Source organism: Gammaproteobacteria bacterium, from assembly GCA_013816845.1.
Taxonomy (GTDB): Bacteria; Pseudomonadota; Gammaproteobacteria; order DSM-16500; family DSM-16500; genus Aquicella.
Map to the genome: position 1 here is coordinate 96,834 of JACDDU010000004.1, position 24,501 is coordinate 121,334.

The 24,501-nt window shown below is 39.8% G+C and carries 31 protein-coding genes; 8 read left to right on the top strand and 23 right to left on the bottom strand.

Annotated features, from left to right (window positions below):
* Nucleotides 1-19 precede the first annotated feature (19 nt).
* The 4 genes from H0W64_08740 to H0W64_08755 all read right to left on the bottom strand — a co-directional run bounded on the left by H0W64_08740 (nucleotide 20) and on the right by H0W64_08755 (nucleotide 3,579).
* Entirely contained in the window at nucleotides 20-1,174 is a 1,155-nt protein-coding gene (locus tag H0W64_08740; protein ID MBA3661800.1) for an acyl-CoA dehydrogenase family protein, read from the bottom strand.
* A 62-nt stretch (nucleotides 1,175-1,236) separates the two neighbouring features.
* Nucleotides 1,237-2,499, bottom strand: a complete 1,263-nt coding sequence (gene lysA / locus H0W64_08745) for a diaminopimelate decarboxylase (GenBank protein ID MBA3661801.1) — start codon at nucleotides 2,497-2,499, stop codon at nucleotides 1,237-1,239.
* A 1-nt stretch (nucleotide 2,500) separates the two neighbouring features.
* The gene (locus H0W64_08750; protein ID MBA3661802.1) at nucleotides 2,501-2,839 is read right to left on the bottom strand and encodes a hypothetical protein; all 339 of its coding nucleotides are present in this window, start codon (nucleotides 2,837-2,839) and stop codon (nucleotides 2,501-2,503) included.
* A 65-nt stretch (nucleotides 2,840-2,904) separates the two neighbouring features.
* A complete protein-coding gene (locus H0W64_08755) occupies nucleotides 2,905-3,579 on the bottom strand; it encodes a 4'-phosphopantetheinyl transferase superfamily protein (GenBank protein MBA3661803.1) in 675 nt (224 codons plus the stop codon).
* A gap of 109 nt (nucleotides 3,580-3,688) precedes the next feature.
* Between H0W64_08755 and H0W64_08760 the strand changes: the two genes are divergently transcribed.
* Nucleotides 3,689-3,907 carry a DUF378 domain-containing protein gene (locus H0W64_08760; protein ID MBA3661804.1) on the top strand — a complete coding sequence of 73 codons (219 nt, stop codon included), beginning with the start codon at nucleotides 3,689-3,691 and terminating at the stop codon, nucleotides 3,905-3,907.
* A gap of 35 nt (nucleotides 3,908-3,942) precedes the next feature.
* On the opposite strand, the gene H0W64_08765 is transcribed toward H0W64_08760, so the two are convergent.
* Both H0W64_08765 and nudC read right to left on the bottom strand, forming a co-directional pair.
* Nucleotides 3,943-4,944, bottom strand: a complete 1,002-nt coding sequence (locus H0W64_08765) for a VIT1/CCC1 transporter family protein (protein MBA3661805.1) — start codon at nucleotides 4,942-4,944, stop codon at nucleotides 3,943-3,945.
* Between the two features lies 1 nt (nucleotide 4,945).
* Nucleotides 4,946-5,758 carry an NAD(+) diphosphatase gene (nudC, locus tag H0W64_08770; GenBank protein ID MBA3661806.1) on the bottom strand — a complete coding sequence of 271 codons (813 nt, stop codon included), beginning with the start codon at nucleotides 5,756-5,758 and terminating at the stop codon, nucleotides 4,946-4,948.
* Between the two features lie 114 nt (nucleotides 5,759-5,872).
* On the opposite strand from nudC, the gene H0W64_08775 reads away from it, so the two are divergent.
* Entirely contained in the window at nucleotides 5,873-6,730 is an 858-nt protein-coding gene (locus H0W64_08775; GenBank protein MBA3661807.1) for a bifunctional methionine sulfoxide reductase B/A protein, read from the top strand.
* 93 nt (nucleotides 6,731-6,823) lie between these two features.
* Here H0W64_08775 and H0W64_08780 read toward each other — a convergent pair whose 3' ends face one another.
* On the bottom strand, nucleotides 6,824-7,825 hold the full coding sequence (locus H0W64_08780) for an aldo/keto reductase (GenBank protein ID MBA3661808.1): 1,002 nt from the start codon (nucleotides 7,823-7,825) through the stop codon (nucleotides 6,824-6,826).
* A gap of 146 nt (nucleotides 7,826-7,971) precedes the next feature.
* On the opposite strand from H0W64_08780, the gene H0W64_08785 reads away from it, so the two are divergent.
* Nucleotides 7,972-8,391, top strand: a complete 420-nt coding sequence (locus H0W64_08785) for a prepilin-type N-terminal cleavage/methylation domain-containing protein (protein ID MBA3661809.1) — start codon at nucleotides 7,972-7,974, stop codon at nucleotides 8,389-8,391.
* A gap of 1 nt (nucleotide 8,392) precedes the next feature.
* Here the strand turns inward: H0W64_08785 and H0W64_08790 are convergent, their stop codons facing one another.
* A complete protein-coding gene (locus H0W64_08790; protein MBA3661810.1) occupies nucleotides 8,393-8,809 on the bottom strand; it encodes an NUDIX domain-containing protein in 417 nt (138 codons plus the stop codon).
* 113 nt (nucleotides 8,810-8,922) lie between these two features.
* Here H0W64_08790 and gstA point away from each other — a divergent pair, with 113 nt between their 5' ends.
* Together gstA and H0W64_08800 are read left to right on the top strand one after the other, a co-directional pair.
* Nucleotides 8,923-9,543 (top strand): glutathione transferase GstA, encoded by a 621-nt coding sequence (gstA, locus tag H0W64_08795; protein MBA3661811.1) that lies wholly within the window; start codon nucleotides 8,923-8,925, stop codon nucleotides 9,541-9,543.
* A gap of 3 nt (nucleotides 9,544-9,546) precedes the next feature.
* A complete protein-coding gene (locus tag H0W64_08800; protein MBA3661812.1) occupies nucleotides 9,547-9,771 on the top strand; it encodes a DUF2992 family protein in 225 nt (74 codons plus the stop codon).
* A gap of 46 nt (nucleotides 9,772-9,817) precedes the next feature.
* Here H0W64_08800 and H0W64_08805 read toward each other — a convergent pair whose 3' ends face one another.
* The 3 genes from H0W64_08805 to H0W64_08815 form a co-directional block, all read right to left on the bottom strand.
* The gene (locus H0W64_08805) at nucleotides 9,818-10,033 is read right to left on the bottom strand and encodes a CsbD family protein (protein ID MBA3661813.1); all 216 of its coding nucleotides are present in this window, start codon (nucleotides 10,031-10,033) and stop codon (nucleotides 9,818-9,820) included.
* A gap of 12 nt (nucleotides 10,034-10,045) precedes the next feature.
* Entirely contained in the window at nucleotides 10,046-10,219 is a 174-nt protein-coding gene (locus H0W64_08810) for a DUF1328 domain-containing protein (GenBank protein MBA3661814.1), read from the bottom strand.
* A gap of 101 nt (nucleotides 10,220-10,320) precedes the next feature.
* On the bottom strand, nucleotides 10,321-10,479 hold the full coding sequence (locus tag H0W64_08815; protein ID MBA3661815.1) for a hypothetical protein: 159 nt from the start codon (nucleotides 10,477-10,479) through the stop codon (nucleotides 10,321-10,323).
* Between the two features lie 286 nt (nucleotides 10,480-10,765).
* Between H0W64_08815 and H0W64_08820 the strand changes: the two genes are divergently transcribed.
* Nucleotides 10,766-11,038, top strand: coding sequence for a hypothetical protein (locus H0W64_08820; protein ID MBA3661816.1), 273 nt, complete (start codon nucleotides 10,766-10,768; stop codon nucleotides 11,036-11,038).
* A gap of 68 nt (nucleotides 11,039-11,106) precedes the next feature.
* On the opposite strand, the gene H0W64_08825 is transcribed toward H0W64_08820, so the two are convergent.
* From H0W64_08825 to H0W64_08835, 3 genes are read right to left on the bottom strand one after another with little or no spacing between them, the layout of a single operon-like run.
* Nucleotides 11,107-11,370: a hypothetical protein gene (locus tag H0W64_08825; protein MBA3661817.1), complete on the bottom strand. Its 264-nt coding sequence runs from the start codon at nucleotides 11,368-11,370 to the stop codon at nucleotides 11,107-11,109.
* A 2-nt stretch (nucleotides 11,371-11,372) separates the two neighbouring features.
* The gene (locus H0W64_08830; GenBank protein MBA3661818.1) at nucleotides 11,373-11,753 is read right to left on the bottom strand and encodes a hypothetical protein; all 381 of its coding nucleotides are present in this window, start codon (nucleotides 11,751-11,753) and stop codon (nucleotides 11,373-11,375) included.
* Between the two features lie 56 nt (nucleotides 11,754-11,809).
* Nucleotides 11,810-12,046: a hypothetical protein gene (locus H0W64_08835; GenBank protein ID MBA3661819.1), complete on the bottom strand. Its 237-nt coding sequence runs from the start codon at nucleotides 12,044-12,046 to the stop codon at nucleotides 11,810-11,812.
* A 466-nt stretch (nucleotides 12,047-12,512) separates the two neighbouring features.
* On the opposite strand from H0W64_08835, the gene H0W64_08840 reads away from it, so the two are divergent.
* Nucleotides 12,513-13,088, top strand: coding sequence for a hypothetical protein (locus tag H0W64_08840; GenBank protein MBA3661820.1), 576 nt, complete (start codon nucleotides 12,513-12,515; stop codon nucleotides 13,086-13,088).
* A gap of 47 nt (nucleotides 13,089-13,135) precedes the next feature.
* On the opposite strand, the gene H0W64_08845 is transcribed toward H0W64_08840, so the two are convergent.
* From H0W64_08845 to hutG, 4 genes are all read right to left on the bottom strand, one after another.
* Nucleotides 13,136-14,455 carry an amino acid permease gene (locus tag H0W64_08845; protein ID MBA3661821.1) on the bottom strand — a complete coding sequence of 440 codons (1,320 nt, stop codon included), beginning with the start codon at nucleotides 14,453-14,455 and terminating at the stop codon, nucleotides 13,136-13,138.
* Nucleotides 14,456-14,537: 82 nt separating this feature from the next.
* Complete coding sequence (hutH, locus tag H0W64_08850) at nucleotides 14,538-16,091, bottom strand: histidine ammonia-lyase (GenBank protein MBA3661822.1); 1,554 nt, start codon at nucleotides 16,089-16,091, stop codon at nucleotides 14,538-14,540.
* A gap of 12 nt (nucleotides 16,092-16,103) precedes the next feature.
* Nucleotides 16,104-17,777, bottom strand: coding sequence for a urocanate hydratase (gene hutU, locus H0W64_08855; GenBank protein ID MBA3661823.1), 1,674 nt, complete (start codon nucleotides 17,775-17,777; stop codon nucleotides 16,104-16,106).
* The gene (gene hutG / locus H0W64_08860; GenBank protein ID MBA3661824.1) at nucleotides 17,774-18,757 is read right to left on the bottom strand and encodes a formimidoylglutamase; all 984 of its coding nucleotides are present in this window, start codon (nucleotides 18,755-18,757) and stop codon (nucleotides 17,774-17,776) included. The genes hutU and hutG overlap by 4 nt, the downstream gene beginning before the upstream one ends.
* A gap of 91 nt (nucleotides 18,758-18,848) precedes the next feature.
* Here hutG and H0W64_08865 point away from each other — a divergent pair, with 91 nt between their 5' ends.
* On the top strand, nucleotides 18,849-20,066 hold the full coding sequence (locus H0W64_08865) for an imidazolonepropionase (GenBank protein ID MBA3661825.1): 1,218 nt from the start codon (nucleotides 18,849-18,851) through the stop codon (nucleotides 20,064-20,066).
* A 127-nt stretch (nucleotides 20,067-20,193) separates the two neighbouring features.
* On the opposite strand, the gene H0W64_08870 is transcribed toward H0W64_08865, so the two are convergent.
* The 5 genes from H0W64_08870 to maiA all read right to left on the bottom strand — a co-directional run bounded on the left by H0W64_08870 (nucleotide 20,194) and on the right by maiA (nucleotide 24,498).
* A complete protein-coding gene (locus tag H0W64_08870; GenBank protein MBA3661826.1) occupies nucleotides 20,194-20,532 on the bottom strand; it encodes a 4a-hydroxytetrahydrobiopterin dehydratase in 339 nt (112 codons plus the stop codon).
* 72 nt (nucleotides 20,533-20,604) lie between these two features.
* On the bottom strand, nucleotides 20,605-21,402 hold the full coding sequence (locus tag H0W64_08875) for a phenylalanine 4-monooxygenase (protein MBA3661827.1): 798 nt from the start codon (nucleotides 21,400-21,402) through the stop codon (nucleotides 20,605-20,607).
* A 34-nt stretch (nucleotides 21,403-21,436) separates the two neighbouring features.
* Nucleotides 21,437-22,732 (bottom strand): homogentisate 1,2-dioxygenase, encoded by a 1,296-nt coding sequence (locus tag H0W64_08880; protein MBA3661828.1) that lies wholly within the window; start codon nucleotides 22,730-22,732, stop codon nucleotides 21,437-21,439.
* Between the two features lie 10 nt (nucleotides 22,733-22,742).
* Entirely contained in the window at nucleotides 22,743-23,837 is a 1,095-nt protein-coding gene (locus H0W64_08885) for a histidinol-phosphate transaminase (GenBank protein ID MBA3661829.1), read from the bottom strand.
* A 19-nt stretch (nucleotides 23,838-23,856) separates the two neighbouring features.
* Nucleotides 23,857-24,498, bottom strand: a complete 642-nt coding sequence (gene maiA, locus H0W64_08890; GenBank protein ID MBA3661830.1) for a maleylacetoacetate isomerase — start codon at nucleotides 24,496-24,498, stop codon at nucleotides 23,857-23,859.
* Nucleotides 24,499-24,501 lie beyond the last annotated feature (3 nt).

Below are 24,501 nucleotides of genomic sequence, written 5' to 3' on the forward strand. Positions count from 1 at the left end.
GTAAAATCGAGGGTACAATTTACGCCACCACAAAATCTTTAGCAAATATTTGCCGTGCAATAATTAGACGCATGATTTCATTGGTCCCTTCTAAAATTTGATGAACTCGTAAATCACGAAAGTAACGCTCGATAGGGTAATCTTGGATATAACCGTACCCGCCAAAAAGTTGGAGAGCTTGATCACAAATTTTAAAACCTAAATCGGTCGCCAATCTTTTGGCCATAGCACAATACATCATGGCTTCTTGGTCGTGATGATCAAGCGCACTTGCTGCCCGATAAACCATTAGGCGAGCAGATTCTAATTCCGTTAACATATCCGCAATACGAAATTGTAAAGCTTCAAACTGAGCTAATTTTTGTTTAAATTGTTCCCGCTCAAGTAAATAATCACGTGATAGGGCTAAACATTTTTTTGCACCGCCCAAAGAGCAGGCAGCAATATTAACGCGACCGCCATTCAATGCCGATAAGGCCATTTTAAATCCTTCGCCTTCTCTACCAACTAAGTTAGCGACAGGGATGCGAACATTTTCAAAAAAAACCATGGTGGTGGGTTGACTGTGCCATCCTAACTTGGGTTCACGTTTACCAAAACTTAAACCCGCAGTACCATTTTCAACAAGCATACAGCTAATGCCTTTCGCCCCCTCACCACCTGTTCTTACCATACAAAGGTAAAGATCGCTTGCTGAACCACCGGAAATAAAAGCTTTTGCACCATTTATAATGTAGAAATCCCCTTCGCGAACAGCTGTTGTTTTAAGCGATGCAGCGTCTGATCCAGCACTTGGTTCGGTAAGGCAATAACTACTAAATAATTCAAGCGTTGCCAGTTTTGGCAACCATTTTGTTCGTATTGTTTCGCTGCCGTAGCGATCCATTAAACTACTCACCATATTATGTATCGATAAATAAGCAGCAGTTGATGGGCAAGCTGTAGCAAGTTCTTCGAACACAAGGGCACTAATAAGACGAGATAACTCAGAGCCTCCGACATCAGTGCGTACATTAATTGCAGCTAATCCGAGTTCTGCACTTTTACGTAAAACTTCTTTGGGGAAAATATGTTGGCTATCCCATTCACTCGCAAACGGAGCCATTTCATTATCAGCAAATTGACGTGCCGTTTGGACAATAATATTTTGATCTTCTGTTAAACGAAAATCCATTGCGGGCTTCTCCACTCTAACGCGTATGATAAACATTCAAGATTTTAAGATAGATACAGGGTCTAAATTTTTTCTGTTTCCTGACTGACTAATTGCTCAAGGGCTATCATATCAGTCATCGTTTCTCGCTGTCGTATGACATGAAAATGGCTACCATCAACTAATATCTCAGCGGGTCGTAAGCGCGAATTATAATTTGAACTCATACAAAAACCATAGGCACCTACTTTATCCACAACAAGTAAATCCTGTGCCTTTAAACTTAATAGCCGATCTTTACCCATAAAATCGGCTGATTCACAGACCGGGCCGACAATATCATAAGATTGAGCGATTTCCGTTCGATGCTCTACTGCTAAGATAGGTTGATAAGCTTCATATAAAGCGGGGCGTAACAAATCATTCATGCCTGCATCTACAATGGCAAAATTTTTACTTGGCGTTTCTTTAATATATTCCACGCGCGTTAGTAAAACACCAGCATCACCTATAATAGCGCGACCTGGCTCTATCATTAATTCAACTGGAAAGGGTTTAAATTTATCGACAATGGCTTTAGCATAATCACTAATCGAAGGAGGATTTTCGGTGTTGTAAATGATACCAAGTCCCCCACCCATATCGACTTGTTGAATGGGTATTTGATGTTCTTGTAGTCGATTGTAAAGAGCAGTCATTTGATCACAGGCTGCTAATACTGGGCCTAAATTGGTGATCTGTGAACCAATATGACAGGCAATGCCAATTAAATTTAAATAAGGGAGTTGTTTTATCCGCAGACAAACGTCAAGCACGTCTTGCATCGCGATGCCAAATTTATTGATTTTCAACCCCGTTGCAATATAAGGGTGGGTACGTGCATCAATATCAGGATTAACGCGGATGGCTACGGGTGCCGGTTTTTGCAACTGCTCAGCAATATGATTTATACGCAATAATTCTGCGTAGGATTCAACGTTGAAACATGCGATACCTGCGGTAAGTGCGGCCGCTATTTCTTTTGCAGATTTTCCGACGCCAGAGAAAATAGTTTTATTCGGTAATCCACCCGCAACTTGAACACGAGTTAATTCACCGATCGAAACAATATCGAAACCGGATTTTAAATCGGCTAAAATTTGTAATAAAGCAATATTACTATTGGCTTTTACCGCATAACAAATCGTATGCGGTATGTTTTTAAAAGCCTGATGAAAAGCTTGCCAATTATTAACGAGCTGTTGTTTCGAATAGATATATGTAGGTGTACCAAAACGTTCTGCAATTGCTCTTAAAGAAACGCGCTCAATACAAAGTTGATTATCTATGTAGTGAAGACACGACATATTAATCCGTCGCTAAATCACAATGAGATTTAAGCCACTCATTGTAATCTGCTATATGACCAAGGGATGCATTTAAAAAGCGCTGTGCAGATAAAGATAATTTTTTACTAATTTCATTCGTAAAGCGTGCCTGCGTACAAATTACATCATTTGCCGTTTTAGCATTTTGTAATTTTTTTAAGTTTTCAATACTAGTATGGAAGACATCATTAAGAATAATAATGTTTTGTTCAATGTAACGCTTTACTAACGTCGCAATTTGCTCATCCTTGATTTGAGGGAGTTGATCAATTAAGTCGGAGAGAATTTTCCAATTTTCTTGAAACTCTTTATAAGGCATTGCACTGTCCTCCATGATTAGTTTGTCTAGTATAGCTGAGTCAAGAAAATGAGAAAAATGATTTCCTAAGGAGGATTACGATAAACCACTATTTCAGGGGTCACCAAAATCGTTGCTAGCGCTGTTTGATAATCAGGATGAAGCGAGGGGGTAAAGAGTTGCCAGGTTACATTATGAAAGGTAATAGCTTCGTGTGAGGCAAGTGTCACTGAAAATTGGCGTAATGATATTGCCAATCCTTGTCCATTAGCCTTAATAAGTGCCTCTTTTTTGGACCATACTTGATAAAAAGCTCGCGCTCTATCCGTTTGTACCGCCAATAGAGCTTGTTCGCTGGGAGTAAAAAAGCGACTTGCAATTGATTCTGGGTAGGGTGTTTTCATTAATTCAAGATCAATCCCTAAGGGTGAATCTTGGGCAATTGCAATCACTGCAAGTCCACCTGAGTGGCTTAAATTAAAGTGAAGTGAGGAATGCAGCGTTTTTTTTAAAGTTGGTTTTCCGGCAGGGTTGTAATCAAATGCGAGGAAGTGGGGGGGTATTCCTAGATATTTACTCAAAATAAGCCGCAAAGAGGCCCGCGTTCTAATGAATTTTTCTTGATGAACTGCAAGCTTTAACCGTTCCGCGCGAGCTTTTTCATCAGTGGAAAGCAAAATGAATTGTTCACTCACGGGTTCTTGCGTGAGATCAAGTTCGATGATCCAAAGATGAATAGCATTCTGATTAAGTAGCATCATAAGTCAAAAAAAGCCCAAGGCCTGCTAGTTAAAGGCGGGCAAATCCTTATACACCCGTATATTGTATGTTATCCTACAGGAGGTTTGATTTTTTCAAAAGGAAGAAGGTATGAGACCGTTAGATTCGTATGCATGGATTGCATTAATTTTAGTAATTATTGGTGGGATCAATTGGGGCTTGGTGGGTCTTGCTGATTTAAATCTTGTTTTTGCTCTTTTCGGTAATGGTTGGTTTGCGCGCATTATCTATATCATCATTGGTCTTGCAGCCGCATACCTGTGCTATTTAATTTATTTGGATAGATCCAAAAAAGCTCCCACGATCTAATCATTTTATTGAATGCCCTTTCAAGTCGAGAGGGCTTAATTTAGATTTACACCTAGCCATCGCCCAATGATAAAAGTTAGTGACCCCGCAACACAGCCAATGAATAACATCCTTGCGCCTAATAAGAATGGATTGCGATTCGTGAATAAACTTAAAACCATACCAATACAAAATAGTGCAGTGCCAGTTAATCCCATGCTGATTATTAAATTGGAAGTATGTCCACTAAATAAAAATGGAATAAGGGGAATGAATGCACCGACCGCAAATGATAAAAATGAAAAAATCATCGCGCCAATAGGGGAAACTAAATCTTCTGGATTTAATCCCAACTCTTCCCTTGCTAAAGCATCTAATCCTTGCTGGGGGTTAGAGATCATAAAATTTGCTAAGCGTGTTGCTTCTTCAGTAGGCAATCCTCGCGCTTGATAGATTAAGCTTAATTCTTCCGCTTCTTCTTCGGGATATTCTGCCAATTCTTTTTTCTCTATAGCAATTTGATATTCAAATACTTCTCGTTGTGACCGGACGGAAATATATTCACCTGCTCCCATTGAACAAGCACCCGCTAAAAGTCCAGCAATCCCTGTAAGAAATATAAAGTGTTGATTTGAACCTGCCCCTGCAATACCAAGAATCAAACTCATATTGGAAATTAAACCATCGTTAACACCAAAAATCGCGGCACGTAAATTGCTAGTAGCATTCATACTCGTATGTTTATGTTCACTATGATAAGTGTTAAAAACTGACATACCTCGGATTTTCATTGCAGGTAAAATGCGATGCAAGGCATCCGTCCCAAATATTTTTATAAGTGAAGCTACTAATCGTACACGCAGAGTGGGTTGATACATGGGGTAGGGAATATTATAGGCTTGCATCTTCTTAGCCCAGAGTTCACCTTGTTTTTCTGCAGCAATTTTCAAATCATGAAAAAGTTTTTTATGCAGAATATTTTTTTCTTGGGTGGCCATAACGCCGTATAAATAAGCTGAGTGCTGTTCTTCTAGCCAATTTTTTTTCAGGTCATTCATATCATTGTCTCTTCGAAGGCTCAGTTTGTTCTGCAATGTAATGATCTAATAATCTTCCAGCAATACTTAATTTTGAAGAGGGGCGGCCGGGGAGATTAGTGTAGTGATACCACCCTGCTTGTTCAATTTCGATATTATCAATTTTTAATTCCCCCATTGCATAATCTGCGATAAAGCCAATCATCAAGGCGTCGGGAAAAGGCCACGATTGCGAGCCAAAATATTGAAGATTTTTGACTTGAATTCCGACTTCTTCATGAACTTCACGATGAACAGTATCTTCAATGCTCTCTCCCATCTCCACGAAACCTGCGATTAAACCAAAAACTCCCGGTGGGAAATGCGGGCTGCGTGCCATTAAAATAGTGTCATCTCGCTTGATCAATACAATCATTGATGGGGATATTCGTGGGTAAAGTACAAGTTGGCAATGGGTGCATATACGCTCAAAAACACCGACCTTATGAATTGTTTTGGAGCCACAACGACCGCAAAAACGATGATTTTTATCCCAATTAATAACCGAGTAAGACTTTGTTGCAGCAACAAACCATTCGTGTCCTAAAATTTCAAAAGATTTTTTTAAAGGAATAGCAATGACATCGTGTGGAAGCGCGATATCAGTTGCAATTTCAGCACAGTAACAATCGATTTGATTAAATTGACCTACAGCAAAATGTCTTAAGAAATTTTTGTTTAATTGCAAAAGTTGTTGAGGAGAAGGTAATCTTCCCTGCGGATTTTGAGTCAAGAGCAAACGATCATCTTGAAAGACAAACCAATTTGCAAAATTGATCGCATTTTCGAGGGGCATAAATTATGTCTATGATAGTTTGTTTATTTACAATAAGTTATTTACACCGGTAAATCTAGCCTTACACTACATAATCCAGCAAGCCCTATGATAAAATAAGGTTAAGGGGTGGCTATGCTATTAAAAACCGCAAGTTTATCTGACGATATTTTAGCAATTATTAAGGACAAGCACACGGAGCGTCCCAGGACGGGGGAACTTAATGAAACGAAGTTGCCGGGTACGTATTTATGCCGTCAATGCGGCTTAGCCTTATTTCGTGCTGATAGTAAATTTGCTTCATCGTGCGGTTGGCCTAGTTTTGATGCTGAAATTGCAAATCATGTCAAAGAAATATCAGACGATGACGGCGTTCGAACCGAAATTGTATGTGCACGCTGCGCTGCTCATCTGGGTCATGTGTTTCGTGGTGAAGGGTTTACCTTAAAAAATGTTCGTCACTGTGTTAATTCACTAAGCCTTGATTTTGTTCCTATACAAAATGTAAATGATACTGAAGAAGCCATCTTTGCGGCGGGATGTTTTTGGGGCGTCGAATTTTATTTAAAAAAAATAGAAGGTGTTTTAAAAACTGAAGTGGGTTATATCGGCGGAGATCGAAAAAGCCCTAGTTATGAACAAATTTGTACGGGTGATACGGGTCACTATGAAGCTATTCGCGTAATTTTCGACCCAAGTATTGTTTCGTATGAAACTCTAACACGGGCATTTTTTGAAATTCACGATCCAACACAAAGTGATGGACAAGGTCCGGATCGTGGTTCGCAATATTTAAGTGCGATATTTTATTATGACCCACAACAAAAACAAACAGCGGTGAATTTAATCAAACAGTTAGAAAGAAAAGGTTTAACGGTTCGCACCCAAATTCTACCTGTACAAGTCTTTTGGCGAGCTGAAAAATATCATCAAGATTATTATCAAAAGACTGGCAAAACACCTTATTGTCATTTTTACACAAAGCGATTTTAAAAAAGACGAACGGCTTAAATTACTTGCTTTACGCTGTAACGAAGAGCAGTAGCGCTACGTGAGTAACTGAAGCCTTTCAGTCACGACATCAAACTAAATTTCCATAAAAGCAGGACGTTGGGGCGGGGCTAAAAAATCTGCACCAATAGGATCTTTGATATGCTCTAGCAAAATAGATTCAATTTTTTGCATATCCGTCATGTTAAGATTCCAACCGAGTACATCTTGTAAGCCATGTAATTGTTGTGGCTTTCTTGCGCCCCATAAAGCAATCGTCCGTCCCCGATCTAAAATCCAACGAACAGCAAGAGCAAGAATTTTTTTGCCGTAACGTTGTTGAGAAAATAATTGTAAATCTTCAATGGTTGATAAGTATTCGTCAAAGCGGGGTGAGCGAAATTTAGGATCAGCTTTACGGACATCATCACCATTGAAAGTTGTTTCTAGATGCATTCTGCCAGAAAGTAACCCACGGCATAACGCGCTATAGGCAAGCGTAACAATTTGATGTTTTTCTGTGAAGGGTAAAATATTTTTTTCAATATCGCGTTCAAATAAATTGTAAGGTGGCTGAGATGTGTGGATCGGCGCAATTTGTATAAAACGTTCCATTTGTTCAACCGAAAAATTACTGACGCCAATGGCGCGAATTTTACCTTCCCTTAATAAAGCGTGCATTGCCTCGGCGGTTTCTTCCAACGGCACAGTATGATCGGGCCAGTGAATTTGGTAAATATCAATATAGTCTGTTTTTAATCGGACGAGCGATGCATCGATTTCTTTACGAATTTGTGCCGGTGTTGAATTACGCGTAATTTTACCCTGCTCCCAGTCTATCCCTGCTTTGGTAGCAATAATAATGGTCTCGCGATTACCCCATTGCGTTATTGCCTTTCCAATGATTGATTCTGCAAGCCCAAACCCATAAACTGGCGCCGTATCTATTAAGTTAATACCGCTTTCAAGCGCTGCAATAATTGTTTTTATGGAGGCAGCTTCATCCGTACCGCCCCACATAAAGCCACCAATTGCCCATGTACCTAGGCCAATGCGAGAAGCTTTAATGGGTAAGGGATTAATTTGCATCGTTTCCATGAGCACTTGCATATCGAAAATCCTATTAATAAAAAAAATTCTAAGAATAAAAATATTTAAAAATTTAATATAAGGTGTGATGGGAAGCTTTCTCACTCTACACTATTAAAACAAAAATCAGTAATGATCAAGCAAGAGGATGTTCTATGGACTGTCATGATTTACGCCAATGCGGTTTTGCCATCGTGGAACTCATGATGACGGTAGCTATCGTTGCAATATTAGCTGCAATTGTTATTCCATCTTATCGTACTTATCAGCGCCAAAATTATTATACTCAAATGATTAAATTAACCTTACCTTATCGGCAAAATATTGAAAATTGCGAAAAGAAATTAACAACTTTTGTGGGCTGCAATGACGAAGTCTCGCCCAATCAAGCACCAGCAAGTCAAAAAACGTTACGTCCGGTCATTGAAGTCAAAAATGGTGTTATTACCGTTAAGCCCAATACAACATTAGGTGTTTATGAAAACGATATATATACCCTAACACCTTCTGTCGATGCGCAACAAATCCGGTGGAAGATTGAAGGTGGTGCTTATGGGCCTCACACGTTACCCTAATTTATTGGTAAGCTTTTAACACATCCAATTGAGGATAATGGGCAATTAAGTCATCGGTTGCCTTAAACAAAGGATGGGGAAAAGATTCCCAATCGAACCATCGCCATTCAGCACATTTATGGGGTTCTAATACAGCAGGTTCGCCATCTTCATGCTGTGCAATAACAAAAAGCGTTAAGTAATGAGTATGTTCATCAAATAAAGTGCTGATCCAGGGGCCACGTTTTAAATTGCAAATGGAAAGGCCAGTTTCTTCATCCGTTTCCCGTCTTGCACAATCAAAAGGGGATTCTGCATGGTCAAGGTGCCCGCCAGGAAAAGCCCACGTGCCACCACCATGACGGCCTATTCTTTTCCCTAAAAGGATTTTTCCTGTCTTATTAAAAATAACGACACCGACACCAACATTGATTATCATGAGAGTTCCTAAATTTTATCGGGAAGTTTAAGATAAAAAGGAATCTTATAGCGAAGAAAAGCTTAAATGCAATCGGCCTTTCGTCCAAATAGTCTGTTAATTAAGGAGTCATGATGAAATTGTTTTATTCAAAAGGAGCTTGCTCTCTTGCAGTCCGCATCGTAATTAACGAATTAGGCTTGCCGTGCGAATTCGAAGCTGTTGATTTAAAGACAAAACGTACAGAGTCCGGACAGGACTATCTCGCTATTAATTCGAAAGGAGCAGTGCCTGCGCTCTTACTTGATTCGGGCGAACTTCTCACAGAAAATTCAGTTATTCAACAGTACCTCGCCGATACTTTTAACGGCTCAAAATTACTACCCAAAGTGGGTGAGTTAAAGCGCTATCGTGTTTTAGAATGGTTAAATTTTGTAGGATCAGACTTGCACAAAGGCGTTGGGGTATTTTTTAATCATGCTCTGCCTGATGACATTAAAAATAAATACTTCAAACCGGGTGTTGAAAGCAAGATTGATTTTGTTAATCAATCTTTGGCTCATAAAAAATATTTATTAGGGGATGAGTTCACACTGCCTGATGCTTATCTTTTTGTTATTATTGTGTGGTTGAAGCACTTTAAATTTGATCTCAAAAGTCGACCTTACCTTACTCAATATTTTGATGAATTAAATAAACGTCCTTCTGTTTTACAGTCTTTAGAAGAAGAAGGTATGAAAATGACCACGGCTTAAGCTATGACCCAGACCCGAACAACGATTAAGGTTACCATTCAATTCAAAAATCCGTATTGGTTAGCTATTTTTGAACGTCAAGATAATGAAGTCCAAGTAGTGACGCGTCATATTTTTGTTAAGGATCCAAATGATCAAGAGTTATATGATTACGTCGCGAATCATTTTTTTGAATTTAAATTAACGGAAACAGTGAAAGAAGTATGGCTTGATATCAATAGGCCTTAGTAATAGAAATAAAAACCCTGAGAGGTTGTCTCAGGGTTTTTAAGTATCAAACTTTTTCATTCCAATGATGTTTTTCGAGAAATGTATCAATTTCTTTTTTGGCTTGATCTTTTTGATAACCGTAAACTTGTTGAAGTTTACCTTCGAGTTCTTCATATGAACCTTTCATTTTTGAAATATCGTCGTCAGTGAGCTTTCCCCACTGTTGTCTAACTTTGCCTTTTATTTCAGTCCATTTACCTTTGATGATATCTGTATCCATAACACCCTCCTGTTAAAGCGGTCTAGTGCCACCAATCAAATGCATGACGAGAGAGGCAATAAATAGAACTAAGAAGATTATGAAAAGAACACGGGCAATTTCTGCAGCGGCGACGGCAACTCCTGTAAAGCCCAAGACGCCTGCTATAATTGCCAAAACTAAGAAAGTAAGAACCCAGGTCAACATAATAAATTCCTTTTATTAAGCGGTTGGTAAGGCTCAGTATAACTTAAAAGAAATGAAATACAGAAGGGACTTAAAAATCCCTTCTGTATTGGACCTTTTAGTTAAAACTTACTTTTATCTTCAGGCGTTTTCGGCGTTCCAGTCTCATTTCGACCTTGACCCGACTTATTACGATCTAACCCACCTTGTTGCTTGTCTTTCATTTGCCCAGTTTGACCTGTTTGGCTTCCTGGACCAGTTTTACGAGGATCTTGTGTCATGGCAATCACTCCTACTTGATTAACATTTATAACGCTTCTTACTCTTTCTTCAGTTCTTATTATACCGCCGATTTCTCAAATCTCTTAAAAGAGGGACTAAGCTCTTCATTCTGGTTAAAATTAATAACCATTTGATTTAATTCAAGAAAAGTTTTAAGATTTTAACCCCTTGTTATTACATTAAGAAAAACGACACCCAGAGGTGAAAAGTGATAAGACTAAAAATGATATAATAATACATGGAAGCCATAGGTTAATTTCCAAGCATTTTACGGAGGATAGGGTTATGCAAAAATTAAGCACAAGGAATGGTAAACATAAAAGCCATTATGATTTGGAAAAAGATTTTCGCCATATTAAAGATGCCTTGTTGGACACAAGTGGCGATATCAAAGGTCGGGCTTCTGAAATTTTAGCCAGATCGCTGCGGGACATGCGTCTACGATCTGAAGATGCTAGAGATACAGTTACTGATTATATAATCGATCAACCTTTCAAATCGTTGGGTTTTGCAGCACTAGGCGGTTTCATATTAGGTTTGCTTATACGTCGAAAATAACGCTTACACAGATTCCTTCTTAAAAACCATGAGAATATTCTCATGGTTTTTTTTAGATGAAAAACTGTTTAAAGAGCAAAGGGAAAAAATCGTTTAAATAAGAGAGAATAGCGCTTGACGGTGAAGCCCAACGAAACTGTTTTTAACATCAGTTGCAAGAGCGATCGTTTACGGCCTAATAAATAGCCAGCCATGAGCGTTGCCCCGACTGCAATCGTCGCAACGGTTGGCGTCAGTGTGTCCCCTAGTTTTTCTTGCTCTTGATGTAAGCGGGTATTGTCATACTTAATTGCGGCTTCTAACGTTTTGATTTGTTTTGCTAAGGACGGCATGCTTAACCTCTTCGTCGGATAAAACTGAAATGAGCCAATTGTCGTCGCGTTGCCGGAAAGAAAAGATTCTTTTTGATTTGTTTAAGGTAAACACAAGTTGAAAGTACGACGAGTGCATTAAATAAAACAATCATAGCCGAGGCAGCTAAGCTCGAAAATTGCAACCAAATGAAGAAGAAAAATAATAAAACGAGCAGACTCAACCACGTTGAGATCAGGAAGAAAAATAACACAACAAAAAGAACCATCATCGTGATGAAGGTTCTGCCCGCCAATTGTGCTTCTAAAGTTGCTAATTGTGTAACATCACTAATTTTTTTTAAATAAGCCTGCAATAAATGTTTAGCAATATTAAAGAGGCTTATACTGTCTTTTTTAGCCATAAATATTTTTAGCTCTTTTCTAATAAATAATGATGCATGATAGCAGCTAAAAATATTTATTTAAGTAGGCGAACTGCTCTTGCGATCAATGCGCCAGCTAAAAGAGACAAACCAACAGTTTTAACGGGATGTTGTTTGGCATAGGCTACAACATTTGTTTCGACATCAATAAAGCGGTCTTTAACATCACCGAATCGCTCTTTGACATCTTTTGCAGCACGTGTAATCACCCGGCTTGTACGTGCAAGTTTAGTTTTTCCATTACGTAATTTTTTTTGTAGGCGCTTCATCATATATCCTCCTTAATGGTGTTCAATCTAATTAAGTACTTATCCAATTTCGATACTGCTAAAACTATTTTACACTAATTTGCGGCTGTATTTCTCAAATATGCTCCGTAAAAGTTTGAGAACACTGCTTTTTTTTTAAACATCCTAAGCGTCCGCTAGAAGCTTTCTAATCCTAACCTATTAAAAAATTGTCATTTTTAATAGAACTTCGATACACTAAAGCGTTTGTGATCAACTAAAAGGAGATTTTTTCATGGCTAAATATCTTGTTGCCTGGTTACTCGGCGTACCCTTGGCAGTTCTTGTTTTAATCTATATCGTTTCTAATATTTTTTAAGTTTAATTCTTTACCTAATTAAAGAAAAATTTCTAATATTTTATCAGTTGAATTGCAAGGAGAGAAAAAATGGCAAACGGACAAGGCTTAGGAGTCACCGCTGACCATGGACCTGGTCATCATCATTGGGGCATGAAGTGTATTTCTTGGTCAGCTGTACTGGTCGGCGCTTTAGTCGGCGTAGGACTTAGCTTTCTATTAAATTTATTTAGTGTGGCAATTGGCTTATCAGTCTTTACATCCAACACGGAAGGCTTGGTTAGCTTAGCAATCGGTGGTTTCATCGGTTTAATTATTGGTGGAATTGTGTCGATGTTTTTAGCGGGTTTTGCTGCTGGCTATTTAGGTAGAACTCATTGTTGGAAACATAATTTAGGTATTATCTACGGATTCACCACTTGGTCGCTTGCTCTCATCATCACTGTACTACTCACTTCGCATGTGGGTCGTTATGTTGCTGCTTATTCTAATTTTATTGCAAACCCGGCGACAATTATTGTCACCAGCAATGAGAATGCACCGATTGTCAGTGAATCTCCCAATAATAGTAACGCCGTCACTGTCAATGCTGAGAAAGCAACGCGAACCATTGGTTTAGGCGCATTTGTAGTATTCATTTTATTTTTGATTGGTGCTATTTCCTGTTGTGTTGGGGCTTATTGGGGAATGTCGTGTCGAGATGATGACGATGTACATGTAAGAGTTTAATATTTTGTTTCATTAAAAATTGGCAGCTCAAGCTGCCAATTTTTATTTCAAGAGATGCGAACGAAACGATTTAAAAGGAAAAAACCGAGCGGAATAATCAAAAAAATAATTCCAAAGCTAATGAGCAAGATTGAAGAATCTAAGCTAGAAATCATCCATACCGCATACGCACCCGCCAGTACCGCTACAATCATCGCTTGACTTAAACATGCTTTTCGAATGGATTTTTTCTCTTCAAGAATAAATTTGATTTCAGAAAGTGCTGTCAGGAGATAAGTTGTTAAAGTAAGACAAGCAGCGAGTAAAATAACAACATTAAATTGCCCGAGGAGAGTAGGTTTAAGAGTCATAAATAAAAATAAACTGATTAAGCTTGATGAAAGGATTTGCCCCACCATGGGTGTTTTAAATTGAGTTAGCTTCAAAAAGATAGATGGAAAAAGTTGATCTCGCGCTGCTGCATAAACAAGCTGACCTTGAATCAGTATGCAAGCATTAAGTGCACCCAGCCCAGAAAAAACAGCACAAAGAGCAATGATGACGGCAGCTTTCGCACCAAATAAATGGATTCCGGCAATAGCAAATGGAAATTGGGAGTTACTCAATTGGGTTGCAGGAATCATGCCCATAATAACAAAAGTGGTAAGAATATAAATGCTTGCGGTAATTAAGGTTCCATAAACTGTTGCGCGATAAACGTCTAGGGGTCCGTTGGTATCGCCCGAGGGAACAGTCGCTGATTCAAGTCCAATGAATGCCCAAAAGGTTAATGCAGCTGCACTACTTAAAGCGGAAAAATTACTGATGCCCAGCATATTAAACTCAGCAAGGTTGGTAGGTTCAATATAAAAAATTCCTACCAAGGCCAAAAGAATCAGTGGAATAATTTTAATTAACGTCAAACCAACTTGCAATACGCCTGCTGTATGTAAGCCAATGATGTTAATCAAAGTGAATATCCATACTATGCTGATTTCGATGATCAAGGTTAAAGTGGGATTAAAATGCGGAGCATTAGCATCAATGGCCGGCCAAACAAAACCAAGATAGCCAACGGATGCGACCGTAATGGCTGCAATTGAAATCATATTACTTGCCCAATATGTGTAGGCAATGGTGAATCCTGCAGTACGACCGTAAGCTTGCTTGACGTAGAGATAAGGTCCGCCGCTGCGTGGATATCGTTTATTAAGATGGGCGAAAGTGAGCGCTAAACAAATAGCGCCCAATGAGGTAAATACCCAGGACAGGAGGGAAATTGTGCCATAGTGAGCGAGCGAAGCAGGTAAAACATAAATACCGGTTCCGATCATGTTCCCAACGACAAGTGAAATAAGAATAGGTAAAGTGAGTGCTTTTTTTTTCATAAAACCCTTTTGCATGGATAGGATAATTGCAGCCAATCATAAGCATTGTCGTTAAACGCACCCACTGATTAAGATTTAAATTTCATCTGCTTTCATTTTGAGAAAAGGATGTGCTTAGTAATATTGATTCAACTTCAGTTAATTTGCTCAATATACCATCTAACACAAGTTGCTTCGCTTTAGCAATATCGGGTGCAAAAAAACGGTCTTGCGCATAGAAAGGTACTTCGCTGCGTAAATAATGGTGTACTTTTTCTAAGCGAGGGGAAGTTGTTAAGGGACGGCGAAAATCGATTCCTTGACAAGCTGCTAATAATTCAATAGCAATGATAGCGGCGGTATTTTCTACCATTTGCTGTAATCGGAAAGCAGCATAAGTTGCCATACTTACATGATCTTCTTGATTTGCTGAAGTGGGTAAACTATCGATACTTGAAGGAACGGCGAGGGCTTTATTTTCACTAGCTAAAGCAGCGGCTGTTACTTGGGCCATCATGAAACCGGAATTAACGCCTGAATTTTCAACTAAAAAAGGTGGTAACTGGCTAAAATGAGGATCCATCAATAAAGCAATGCGTCGTTCAGCAAGGGCTCCCACTTCAGCAATGGCGAGGGCTAAATAATCTGCTGCCATGGCGACCGGTTCTGCGTGGAAATTACCGCCCGAGAGAATTTTATTTTCAGCACTAAATACTAATGGATTATCAGAAACAGCATTAGCTTCTACCATTAAGACACGACTCACATGCAATAAGGATTCTAAACAAGCGCCCATAACTTGTGGTTGACAACGCAATGAATAAGGATCTTGAACTTTGTCACATCCGACATGTGATGCGATAATCGAACTTCCTTTTAATAATTCTCGCAAAAGTTCAGCAACTTTTATTTGCGCCGCATGACCACGGACCTCTTGAATTAAAGCGTCAAATGGGACTTCGCTTGCTTTAACTGCATCAACAGTAAGCGCCCCGGTAACTAAAGCGGCAATAAATATTTTTTCAAATTGTAACAGTGCATTGAGGGCGAGGGCTGTGGAAACTTGCGTGCCGTTTAACAAAGCGAGACCTTCTTTCGGTGCAAGTTGGAGTGGAACTAAATTGATTTTTGCCAATGCTTCTGTTGCAAGAATCGTTTGGTTTTCGTGATGTGCTGTTCCTACCCCTAATAAAACCGTGCTGAGATGAGCAAGGGGCGCAAGGTCACCGGATGCACCCACAGAACCTTGGCGTGGAATACATGGATAAATTTGAGCATTATAAATTTTACATAACGCTTGAATGACTTCGATTCTTACCCCTGAAAAACCACGCGCTAAACTATTTATTTTTAATAAAAGAATAAGTTTTACGATGGTGTCGTCTAATAAATTTCCAGTGCCTGCTGCGTGCGATAAAATTAAGCTTTCCTGGAGTTTTTGCAAATCTTCAGGGGGAACGCGCTTTGCAGCCAATGCGCCAAAACCTGTGTTAATCCCATACACAACTTGGTTTTCAGCAATCACTGCTTCGACCACTTTTTGAGATTGCGCAATTTGATTAAGATGATTTGCATTCAATCGTAAACTACAGTGGTGCTGTTGCAAAAAAATTAGATCTTTGTAAGATAGTTGACCAGGTTGTAATTCGTATTCCATTTAAATTTTTACTCACTTAATCATCGGAAGTTTGAGTCCAAACGTTTTAGCGCAATGAATGGCTTCGGGATAACCTGCATCGGCATGTCGCATAACACCCGTAGCGGGGTCGTTGGTTAAAACACGTTGGATGCGTTCTGCAGCGACATCACTTCCGTCGGCAACGATAACCACGCCTGCATGTTGTGAATAGCCTATTCCCACTCCGCCACCATGATGAATGCTGACCCAGGTCGCTCCACTTGCACAATTTAAAAGAGCATTGAGCAAGGGCCAATCCGAAACTGCATCGGATCCATCGCGCATGCTTTCGGTTTCCCGATTGGGACTTGCGACCGAGCCTGAATCCAAATGGTCGCGACCAATCACGATGGGAGCTTTAAGTTCGCCTTTTCGCACCATTTCATTGAAAGCAAGTCCAATGCGCGCTCGATCAGCGAGACCGAGCCAACATATTCGTGCCGGTAAACCTTGAAATTGTATATGTTGCCTTGCAGCATCAAGCCATTGGTGTAGATGCGTGTCCTCGGGTAATAAACTTTTAATTTTTTCATCCGTGCGATAAATATCTTCCGGGTCACCAGATAAAGCAACCCAGCGAAAAGGTCCAATGCCTCGACAAAACAACGGACGGATGTAAGCGGGAACAAAACCAGGAAAGTTAAAGGCAGATTCCAATCCTACCTCTTTTGCCATTTGTCGAATGTTATTGCCATAGTCAAAGGTTGGAACACCTTGTTGTTGAAATGCAAGCATGGCTTTCACTTGGGTGGCCATAGAATGTTTAGCAGCAAGAATTAAGGCGGCAGGATCCGATTGTCTTAAATTCTCAGCTTGTTCCAAAGTGTAACCCGCGGGTAAATAGCCATTGAGTGGATCATGCGCACTGGTTTGATCCGTTACGAGATGGGGTTTGATGCCTTGTTTAATCATTAAGGGATAAATTTCAGCAGCATTGCCAAGGACTGCAACTGAGATGGCTCTTCCCGCTGCACACTGTTCTTTAATTAAATCTAAAGCTTCAGTTAGATTTTTTGCATAGTGATCAAGATAACCTGTTTCCAAACGCCGTTTTATTCGACTTTCGTCACATTCTATGGCTAAGAGACTTGCTCCCGCCATTTTGGCAGCGAGAGGCTGAGCGCCGCCCATACCACCTAATCCAGCTGTTAAAATCCACTTTCCCTGAGACACGCCAGCATAGTGTTGTTTGAATGCTTCCATAAACGTTTCAAACGTCCCTTGCACAATGCCTTGGCTGCCAATATAAATCCATGATCCCGCGGTCATTTGTCCATACATCATCAATCCTTTCCGATCGAGCTCATTAAAAGTTTCAAGTGTTGCCCAATGCGGTACGATATTAGAATTAGCAATTAAAACACGGGGCGCGTCCTTGTGTGTTTTAAAAATGCCGACCGGTTTACCGGACTGAATTAAAAGGGTTTCATCCTCATTTAGGTCCGTGAGTGATGAAATAATTTGATCATAAGATTCCCAATTTCGTGCAGCGCGCCCTGTCCCGCCATAAACTACAAGAGCTTGGGGATTTTCTGCAACTTCAGGATCAAGATTGTTCATCAGCATACGAATAGCAGCTTCGGTAAACCAACTTTTCGCAGTGAGGTTTGTGCCCCGTGCAGCACGGATATGGCGTGTTGCATCATATCGAGAAGAAGGGATCATGAAGATTGCCTTTTTTTGTGAGAGTGAATGATTTCAAAAATGAGTAGCGCTGCAAGTTTTGCAGTACGTTCAGAAATATCATGTGGTGGTGAAAGTTCTGCTAAGTCATAACTTACTACTTTACCTGAGGACGCAAGTTGACGAAGCGCTGGAATGACGTGCCAAGGATGCAGACCCAGGGGTTGAGGTGCGCTAACCCCGGGTGCAAAAGGTTCACTAAACACATCGAGACAAAGGCTGAGATAGAGTAATTCATCTTTGTTAAGAATATTTTCAATAAAAGTTTTATATTGTTCATTTTTTCCTTGATATAAGTCATCAGCAAGAAAAAAAGTTGTATCAAATGCTTTAGCAGTTGCAAATAACGATCGTGTATTGCCCGCAGCTTGGATGCCAATGCAATAATAACGAAAAGGCAGATTTAATTTTTTTTGCCATTCAGCTATTTGCAAAAAAGGTGTACCAGAACTTCCCCGCTCTTCTGGCAGAAGAGGACGCATATCTAAGTGCGCGTCGAAATTTACCACCCCAATTTTTTGGTGAGGATAGGCATCACTGATCCCCATGAAATGACCAAAGGCTACTTCGTGGCCGCCACCTAAAACAATGGGGATATAGCCTTGCTCAATTAAATGGGCAACGGCACTGCGCAATGCAAGCTGAGCTTTTTCTAAATCTTGGTCAACGCAAATAATGTCGCCCGCGTCATAACAGTCGATATCGCGATGAATGGAAAGTTTAGCTAACATTTGTCGGATATGACGTGGACCTTCCGCTGCACCCGTTCTACCGTGATTACGTCGAATACCTTCATCACAACAAAAACCGAGTAAGGCAAACGCAAGTGGATTTTTATTTGGCTTAAGTTGTTTCAAATCTAACGTTCGTATAATTTGAAAAAAACACGCACCCTCTGGAGAGTCCACTCTTCCTTGCCAAAGCGCTTTATCGGCGCAAACGTAATGCCCCTGCCAATCCATAAAAGTTCCCGTGAATTTTTTTGCAAAAAGAGTATTCTCGGTAAGTTGTTTCAGAATGGCAAGAATTAACTAATAGAAAGGTTTTATGCTTATGTCTAAACCATACGATGTCCTTTGGGTAAACGTTCTTTTAGCACCCTGTGAACAAGGTTATGAGTTAATGGAAAAAAGTGCAATTGCAGTCAAAGACGGCAAAATTGCTTGGTTAGGCGTTTTGCAAGAGGATGCAGAAACGCTTGCTGATCAAATTGTTGATGGCACAGGATGTTGCATTACGCCAGGATTTATCGATTGTCATACGCATTTGGTTTACGCTTCAAATCGGGCTCATGAATTCGAATTGCGCTTAAAAGGTACGACTTATGAAGCCATTTCATTGCAAGGCGGCGGGATTTTGTCAACCGTGAATGCCACCCGCGCTGCTTCTGAAGAGCAACTTTTTGCTGAAAGCTTACCCCGAGCCAAGAATATGTTAGAAACGGGTACCACTACACTTGAAATAAAATCCGGTTACGGTTTGGATCTTTCTTCCGAACTAAAAATATTACGCATTGCTAAATTAATTGGCGAAGCCCTACCATTGACGGTGGTTAAAACTTTTTTAGGTGCACACGCTATTCCTCCAGAATTTCGTAATAACGCTGATGATTATATTCAATTGGTTTGCGAGGAAATGATTCCCCAAGTTGCGCAAGAAAAATTAGCCGATACAGTTGATGTTTTTTGCGAACGCATTGCTTTTTCTCCTGCGCAGTGTGAAAAAGTTTTTATTGCAGCAAGACGCTATGATTTAAAAGTTAAATGCCACGCGGATCAACTTTCAAATATGGGTGCGTCTATTCTTGCTGCCGAATATGGTGCATTGTCTGTAGATCATTTAGAGTATCTAACGCCCGAACAAATTCCAATTTTAGTAAAAAATAATACCGTTGCTGTTTTACTACCGGGTGCATTCTATTACTTACAAGAAAAACAATTACCACCTATTGCAGCCTTACGAGAAAATCGCGTCCCTATGGCAATTGCCACCGATTGCAATCCGGGTACGTCGCCAGTCGTATCTTTACTTTTGATTTTAAATATGGCTTGCACGTTATTTAATTTGACGCCGGAAGAAGCGCTAATGGGTGTCACGATGAATGCAGCGAAAGCTTTGGGACTTGAAGAGACTCATGGTTCGCTTAGTGTAGGTAAAGTTGCAGATTTTATTGTATGGAGAATTAAACATCCTGCAGAGCTTGCTTATTATGTAGGATTCAATCCGATGTATCAGTTAGTGATCGGTGGTAAGGTTGTGATGGAAAGATAAAAATAAATTCCACCTTGCTTTAAAACACTTTAGTTCATACTAGCATTTAAGCGCAAATTGCTTTCTACGCTGTTAGCAGGGGAGGCTCAACTTTTCCCTGCTATGCAGCGCAGTAGCAATAAGTTTTCTAATTTGAAGCCTCTAATGCATCTACCTTTGCAGCACAAATAAAATCATTCTTCGTTAATCCATCTACAGCATGTGTAGTATATTTCACGACGCAATAATTAAATCCAACCATGAGATCGGGATGATGATTCTCTTGATTAGCAATCCAAGCAATCGCATTAACAAAAGCCATGGTTTTGTAAAAACCTTTAAAGGTAAAACGTTGAGTAAGGGATTTTTTATCATCACTGACCGTCCACCCTTTAATTTCTTGCATGAATTGTTTTATTTCCAACTCTGTCAAAGCGGGGATGCCCCCTTCACAGCCGACACAACGGATTGTGCGAAGTTCACTCATTGTTAGCTCCTCAATATGAACAAGGCCTGCAAAAAATGCAGGCCTTATCTAGATCAATAAAATTAGTGGTGGTTAAGCAGTTGCTGTTGCATAAAGCGGTGCATGCATGCCCAAGGTTCGTGCTTCATGAATCAATTTAATTAAATCCATTTGCATTAATTCAAAGAGCACATTGAAATCATCAATTACATAATACACGGGTTGCATGATGTCAATTCGATAAGGAGTGCGCAATACTTCAAGCGGCTCAAACGGTTTACGTTTGGCATCGGGATTATCCAAAGCATAAGGCGTTTCACCCATAGAGGATAAAATACCGCCCCCGTAAATTCGTAAGCCTTCAGTTTGTTTAATTAACCCAAACTCAATTGTAAACCAATATAATTTAGCCAGCATGACCCGATCAGCATGCGAAACTGATAATCCAAGTTTGCCATACTCATAGGTAAAATCAGCATAAGCTTTATTAGTTAAAAGTGGGCAATGTCCAAAAACTTCGTGGAAGATGTCTGGTTCTTTTAAGTAATTTAATTCTTCGCGTTTACGAATGAAAGTTGCAGCAGGAAATTTTTTATTAGCGAGTAATTCAAAAAATTTATCAAAAGGGATCAACGCTGGAACAGGTTCTAGCGTCCAGCCTGTTGTCTTTTGCAAAATCGCAGACACTTCATTACATTGTGGAATCTTATCATGATGAAAATTGAGTAACTCAAGGCCTTGCATATATTCTTTGCAGGCTCGATTTTGTAAAATAGGCATTTGGCGAGTTATGAGTTCATGCCATATGGCATTTTCATCATCGGTATAAGCGACATTTCCATGACTGTCGGTCGCTTTTGCTACGTATTGAGATGCTTTTTTTTTGTCCATACCGTGCGGCCTTTTTTGTATTTATTAATATATATTACCCTTTTTCAAGACAAAAATTAGATTTTAAATCTTCCCAACAAGATAGGTAATTTTTTTGACGGAAGGGGGCATTTAAGGCTTGACTGGTTAGTTGAAAAACATGCCGTGATTCAAACATAAATGCTAATGTATCATCATAATATTCCGGACTTAAATCACGCTGCACGGCTTGCTCATAGGCTGCAGTATCAGGCCCATGTGCTGACATACAGTTATGCAAACTAGCGCCTCCTGGGATGAATCCGTTTTGTTTTGCATCGTAAACGCCTTTAATAAGCCCCATGAATTCACTCATTATATTACGGTGATAATACGGTGGACGGAAAGTCGCTTCAGCCACCATCCATCGGGGTGGAAAAATAACAAAATCCACATTTGCAATGCCCTGATGCGCAGAGGGTGAGGTAAGGACAGTGAAAATAGAAGGATCGGGGTGATCATAACTGACGGTATTCACCGTATTAAATAAGCTGAGTTGATATTTATAAGGTGCATACGTACCATGCCAAGCAACTACGTCCATGGGGGCATGATTAATTTTAGCTTGCCATAAGTGACCTTGAAATTTAGCAAGTAATGTAAATTGTCCGATCCGATCTTCGTAATAAGCATAGGGAATTTGGAAATCACGCGGATTCGCGAGTGCATTCGCCCCCAGGGTTCCCAACTCCGGTAGTCGAAAGGGTAAGCCATAATTTTCGCAAACGTAACCGCGCGCATGAGGATTGAGTAAGTGGGCTTGAAATTTAATACCCCGCGGAATCACAATAATTTCGCCTGGGGAAACTTTTAAATGTCCCAATTCAGTTTTAAATAAAATTGCACCTTCAACCGGTACAATAAGCATTTCACCATCAGCATTATAAAAAAAAGTATTTTCCATAGATTGCGTTGCGCAATATAAATGAATGGCACAACCTGTTTGCATTTCAATTGAGCCATTGCCGCCCAGGGTGAATAACCCCTCAATGAAATTACACTCGGCCTGCTCAGGCAATGGATTCCAACGCATTTGAGTGGGTGGCGTTATTTCTTTTGAAAAAGGTGGTCCTGCTAAATAAGAATGGGATACACGTTCGAATTCTTGATGGAGCACAGAGGGTCTTATTCGGTAAAGCCAACTTTTCAAATTAGTATGTCGGGGAGAAGTAAAAGCGCTTCCCGAAAGTTGTTCTGCAAACAATCCGAAAGGAACTTTTTGTGGTGAGTTACGTCCTCTCACTAAAGCGCCAGCTAAAGCTTCCGTTTCAAAGTAGTTGCCTAAACCTTGTTGATAATCAAGTTCAGTCACAAAATATCCTCTACATTATATGATGGAAAGCACGTAAAAATCGTTCATTCTGTTCTTGAGTGCCAATGGTAATGCGAATATGGCGAGGCATGTGGTAAGCCTGTAAGGGTCGGATAATGACACCTTCTAATAAGAATTTTTGATAAACAGAAAGACCATTGCCTACGTCTACGGTAATGAAATTACCAATAGATGGAATGTAGGGAATTTGATGTTGTTTGAGATAATCTTCAATTTGTTGCATACCGGTAATATTTAATTGCAAACTTTTATTGAGATGGTCGGCATCACTTAATGCAGCACAAGCAGCTTTGATAGCGATAGAATTAACATTAAATGGAAGTCGCGCACGATTTAACATGTCGGCAATCTCAGGTGATGAAACGCTATAGCCTAGACGGAGGGCAGCAAGTCCATAGACTTTAGAGAAGGTTCGGGTGAGAACAACGTTCGGATAGTTATGAAGTAAAGCCAAAGTATTAGGGTAATCAGCAAGGGTAATATATTCACTGTAGGCTTCATCAACAACAATCAATACATCTTGAGGCACATGATCTAGTAAATATTGAAAATCTTCTGCATTGGTATAAGTGCCCGTTGGATTATTTGGATTAACTAAGAATAATACACGAGTTTTTTCATCAATCGCCGCGACCATTTGCTTGATATTATGCCCCCAAAGCTCAGCCGGAATAACTTTCGCACTCACACCATAACTCTGTAATAAAATGGGAATGGTTAAAAAAGCATATTCAGAGATTATAGCGGTATCACCTTTATGCAAATAAGCCTTCACAATTAATTCAAGAATATTTTCTGAGCCATTGCCAACCGTAATTTGGTTGGATTGTATTTCAAGTCGTTGTGCTAAAACATTTTTTAAATCGTAACAACTTCCGTCAGGATAGATGTGTGCATCACGCAGCGCTGCTTGCATGGCTTGAATCGCTAACGAAGAAGCCCCGAGGGGATTTTCGTTACTTGCTAATTTGATAGAAGAAGTAATTCCAAGTTCCCGCTCTAATTCTTCGATGGGTTTGCCCGGTTGATATGGGATTAAATTTTGTAAACTGCTATTGGCTAGGTGGCGAAAATCAATTCTCATAGCCGTTTCCTTTTTAATTTTATGCTGCAGCATCGGTAGGGAATGCTTCTTGAAATGCAGGATAAGTTTGACAGTGCGTATCAATTTTCATAAGGGTGGAAAATGAACTTAAGTCGCAATGGAATCGTCTTGCATTATACATTTGCGGAACAAGACAAACATCAGCAAGCGTTGGGGTATCACCAAAACAAAATTTAGATTGGTGTGTTGGTGCATTCAGCATTTTTTCAAGCCCACTAAATGTTTTGTTAATCCAATGGTGGTACCACACTTGTTTTTGTTCTTCTGTAATATGAAATTCCTGCGTTAAATAATGAAGAACGCGCAAGTTATTAAGGGGATGCGTATCAGCAACAATGGCAAGTGCAAACGAGCGAATTTGGGATTTTAAATCGAGATCAACTGGCAATAAAGGTGGTTGGGGGAATTTTTCCTCTAAGTATTCAATAATCGCAAGCGATTGACTCAAAGTGAATTCTCCGTCTTGCAAAGTCGGCACTAACGTTTGTGGATTAATCGCTGCATAGTGCGGAGAATTTTGTTCACCGCCATTTTTTAATAAATGGATAGGTATGCATTCATAAGAAAGCGCTTTTAAATTAAGGGCAATTCTCACTCGAAAACAGGCGGTAGAACGAAAATAATCGAATAATTTAAGCATTTC